The following is a 4069-nucleotide window of genomic DNA, read 5'->3' on the forward strand; positions in this document are numbered from 1 at the left end:
GGCTGGCCATAGAGCGCTCGGGCGCGGCGGGCGAGCTGCTCGCCCATCTCATAGACGGCAGCGGCAAGCTCGCGGACTACCGCCTCAACCACTCACTCGTTTCGCTGACGCTCGAGGAATTCGCGACCATTCCGCAGTCGATCGGGGTCGCAAGCGGCGCAAGCAAGGTGGTCCCGATCCTCAGTGCCATGCGCGGCTCTCACCTCGATACCCTCGTCACCGACGAAACCACCGGCTTGAAGATCCTCGAGCTCGCTGAAGGAAATGCAGCATGAATTCTCGACAAATCACCCGTCGCGTCGGCAAGTCCGGCGTTGTCACGTCGGTAGTAGGGCTCGGAACCTGGGCTATCGGCGGCTGGATGTGGGGTGGCACGGATGAAGCTGAATCGATCGCTGCAATCCAGGCGTCCATCGATGCCGGCGTCTCGCTGATCGACACCGCGCCGGCTTACGGTCTCGGCCGCAGCGAGGAGATCGTCGGCAAGGCCATCAAGGGCCGGCGCGACCGCGCCGTCATCGCCACCAAATGTGGCCTGAACTGGCATTCGAAAAAGGGCAATCACTTCTTCGATCAGGACGGAAAGCCGGTGAACCGATATCTGGGCGCCGATGGCATCGCTCATGAAGTGGAGCAGAGCCTGAGGCGGCTCGGCACCGATTATATCGATCTCTACATCACCCATTGGCAGGACCCGACGACCCCCATTGCCGAGACAATGGAAGCGCTCGAGCGCCTCAAATCAGCTGGCAAGATCCGCGCCATCGGCGCAAGCAATCTCAACACCGCCGAGCTGCAGCAGTATGTAGGAGCTGGCCAGCTCGACGCGATCCAGGAAAGGTATTCGATGCTGGATCGCGAGATTGAGCAGACATTGCTGCCGATCGCGCGCCAGCATCAAGTTGCTGCGCTCAGTTACTCGTCGCTTGCGCTCGGCCTGCTTTCGGGCGCGATCGATCCGGCGCGTGAGTTCAGCGGCGACGACCAGCGCAAAAGCAATCCGCGCTTCTCTCAGGCCAACCGGCGCAAGGTAGCCGCTTTGAAACATGCCCTGGCCCCGGTCGCGGAGGTCCACCAGGCAAGCATGGCGCAGATCGTGATCGCCTGGACGCTGGCGCAGCCCGGCATCACCTTCGCGTTGTGTGGAGCGCGAAGCGCGGCGCAGGCGCGCGACAACGCCAGGGCAGGGGAGATTTCGCTGAGCGCTACGGAACTGGCGGCCGTCGATGCGGCGGTGGCCGTGCATCTCGTGGCGATAGATGCGTGATCGAAAGCGCATCTTGAGATGAATCGCATCCAGACGATCGCCGGCTTGCGCGAGAACCCCGATGTCGACGTGCTCGTCATAGGCGGCGGCATTAACGGCATCAGCGTGTTTCGCGAACTCGCTTTGCAGGGCGTTGATGTGCTGCTCGCGGAAAAGGGCGATTATTGTTCCGGCGCCAGCGCGGCCCTTTCGCGCATGGTTCATGGCGGCTTGCGCTATCTTGAAAACGGCGAGTTCAAGCTGGTCCGCGAATCTCTGCTCGAACGCGATCGGTTGTTGAAGAACGCGCCGCACTACGTTGCGCCACTGCCAACCACGGTGCCTATCTTCGACCTGTTCTCAGGCATCGCAAATGGCGCATTTCGCTTCCTTGGGCTAACCCGTCGTCCGGGCCGGCGCGGCGCTTTGGTCATCAAGACCGGCCTGGCGATGTATGATTTCTTCACCGCCGCACGGCGTATCGTCCCGACGCATAAATTCAGGAGCCGAGCCGAAACACTCAAGGTCTGGCCTGCAATCAATCCTGCTATTCGCAATTCGGCGACATACTATGATGCCTGGGTCAGCCACCCCGAGCGGTTGGGGACCGAGATGCTGTGCGACACCATGAACCAAAAGCCGTCCGCTCGAGCGCTCAACTATGCACGCGTATCGCTCGATGACGCGACCCTGGTGCTTAATGACCGACTTTCTGGCGAAACGGTAGCCGTGAAGCCGCGGCTCGTGGTCAATGCCACAGGCGGCTGGATCGACCTGACCAATTCGGCGATCGGAGCCATTGCGCCGAAGCTTATGGGCGGCACCAAGGGTTCGCATCTGATCGTCGACAATCGCGAACTTCATGACGCGCTCGATGGTCACATGATCTATTACGAGAACGAGGACGGCCGGATCTGCATCCTGTTCCCCTATCTCGGCAACGTGCTGGTCGGCTCGACGGACATCCGTGTCGACGATCCCGACCAAGCGCGCTGCGTGGATGACGAGCGGCAATATATCCTGCAGTCCCTGTCATTCGTGTTTCCTGGGATCGAGATCACTGATGCCGACATCGTCTTTCAGTTCACCGGGGTGAGGCCGCTGCCGATAAGCCAAGACAGTTTTACCGGGCGCATTCCCCGCGATCATTTCTGCGAATTGGTTGAGGGCGCCGGTATACTGCCGCCGACGCTCTGCATGATCGGCGGGAAATGGACCACCTTCCGATCGTTCGGCGAACTGGCAGCAGATATCGTGCTCGAGCGATTGCACCGTCAGCGCGTGGTCGGCACCGAAAACATGCCGATCGGCGGCGGCCGGGATTTTCCCACTGCCCCTGCAAAATGGTGCGCAGAACGCGCGGCGACGCACGGCCTGTCGCTTGACCGCATGGGCAGCCTCTTCGAGCGCTACGGAACCGCGGCGGATGCCTTCGCCGCCTATATGGCAGCGGGACATGACGAGCTCTTGCCCGGCAGCGACTACTCGGCCCGGGAGATTCGATATCTCATCGCCAACGAATATGTCGAGCAGCTGGAGGACCTGCTGCTTCGCCGCACGACAATCGCCATCACCGGTGCTCTCTCGGCCGACCTTCTCGATGCCGTTCTCGATATTCTCGCTGTCGAAAAGAACTGGGACACCGCGCGCAAGGCATTCGAGCGCACCGATTTCCTTGCCCTGTTGCAACACCGGCACGGCGTCGATCTCGACCAGCTATCCCAAAAAGACCAAGGAAGGAGCGCCGAATGCGCATCAACAAGAAAGTCCGCATGAACCGGTTGTTCGGGGGAGCGCGCTGTCTCGACGTCGCAATCGACCATGGCGTGTGCAACGAGCCGTCTTTTCTGGAAGGGCTCGAGGATATGGCCGGCGTCGTCGCCCAGCTGGTTGCCGCGGGACCGGACGCCATTCAGATGAATTATGGCCAGGCCGATCTGCTGCAGTCCTTGCCTGGCAAGCACAAGCCGGCATTGGTCATGCGCATAGACATGGGCAATCCATATAACAAAACCCGCCATCGCTCGATGTGGGCCATCCTGCAGAACGAAGCCGAGCCACTGATCGGCGCGCTGGAGATGGACGCGGCCTGCGTGGTCGTCAATCTATTCATGCTGCCCGATGAGCCGGACCTGTTCCGGCAATGCGTCCACAACATTGCCCGCGTTCGCGCCGACTGCGAAAAATACGGCCTGCCGCTGATGATCGAGCCGCTGGCAATGCTGCCCAACTCGGAGCGCGGGGGCTACATGGTCGACGGCGACCCAGAAAAGATCGTCACCCTGACCCGGCTCGCCAGCGAGATGGGCGCCGACATCATCAAGGCGGACCCGACCACCGATCCGAACGACTTCCACCGGGTCGTGGCGGCGGCGCGCTGTCCTGTGCTGGTACGCGGTGGGGGCAGGGAGGATTTGCGCGCCGTCTTCGACAAGTCGGCGGCGCTGATGGCGCAGGGCGCGGCAGGCATGGTCTATGGCCGCAACATATACCAGCATTCCAACCCTCGTGCCGTCGTGAGAGGATTGATGGCGATCATCCATGAGAATGCGGACGGCGCTGCAGCTTGGGAGCTCTACCAACAACAATAAACCTTGGTAGCTTGGGAGGCGCTTCAATGCAGCAATACATTCTGGGTCTTGATGCGGGCAACACCGTCATCAAGGCCATCATCTTCGACACGGCAGGTCGCGAACTCGCGCTTGCCGCTCGGGACGGCCACTCCTGCATGCCAAAGCCCGGCCATGTCGAGCGGGACCTCGGCGAATTGTGGCGCAACGCCGTCGAGGTCGTCCGTCAGTGCCTCGACCAGTCGGGCATCGA

At 61.5% G+C, this 4069-nt stretch carries 5 protein-coding genes; all 5 read left to right on the forward strand.

What is annotated here, in order from left to right; translation table 11 throughout:
* On the forward strand, positions 1-275 hold a 275-nt coding region (locus tag EOA86_RS25200), incomplete at its 5' end, for a sugar-binding domain-containing protein (protein ID WP_281035695.1).
* Entirely contained in the window at positions 272-1267 is a 996-nt protein-coding gene (locus EOA86_RS25205; RefSeq protein ID WP_127208128.1) for an aldo/keto reductase, read from the forward strand. The genes EOA86_RS25200 and EOA86_RS25205, both read left to right, overlap by 4 nt.
* A gap of 18 nt (positions 1268-1285) precedes the next feature.
* Positions 1286-3022 (forward strand): glycerol-3-phosphate dehydrogenase/oxidase, encoded by a 1737-nt coding sequence (locus EOA86_RS25210; protein ID WP_128344157.1) that lies wholly within the window; start codon positions 1286-1288, stop codon positions 3020-3022.
* The gene (locus EOA86_RS25215) at positions 2995-3837 is read left to right on the forward strand and encodes a class I fructose-bisphosphate aldolase (RefSeq protein ID WP_128344159.1); all 843 of its coding nucleotides are present in this window, start codon (positions 2995-2997) and stop codon (positions 3835-3837) included. Before EOA86_RS25210 ends, EOA86_RS25215 begins: the two co-directional genes overlap by 28 nt.
* A 26-nt stretch (positions 3838-3863) precedes the next feature.
* On the forward strand, positions 3864-4069 hold a 206-nt coding region (locus tag EOA86_RS25220; protein WP_245497367.1), incomplete at its 3' end, for an FGGY family carbohydrate kinase.

It is taken from the genome of Mesorhizobium sp. M5C.F.Ca.IN.020.32.2.1, assembly GCF_004023105.1.
GTDB classification, from domain to species: Bacteria; Pseudomonadota; Alphaproteobacteria; order Rhizobiales; family Rhizobiaceae; genus Mesorhizobium; species Mesorhizobium wenxiniae.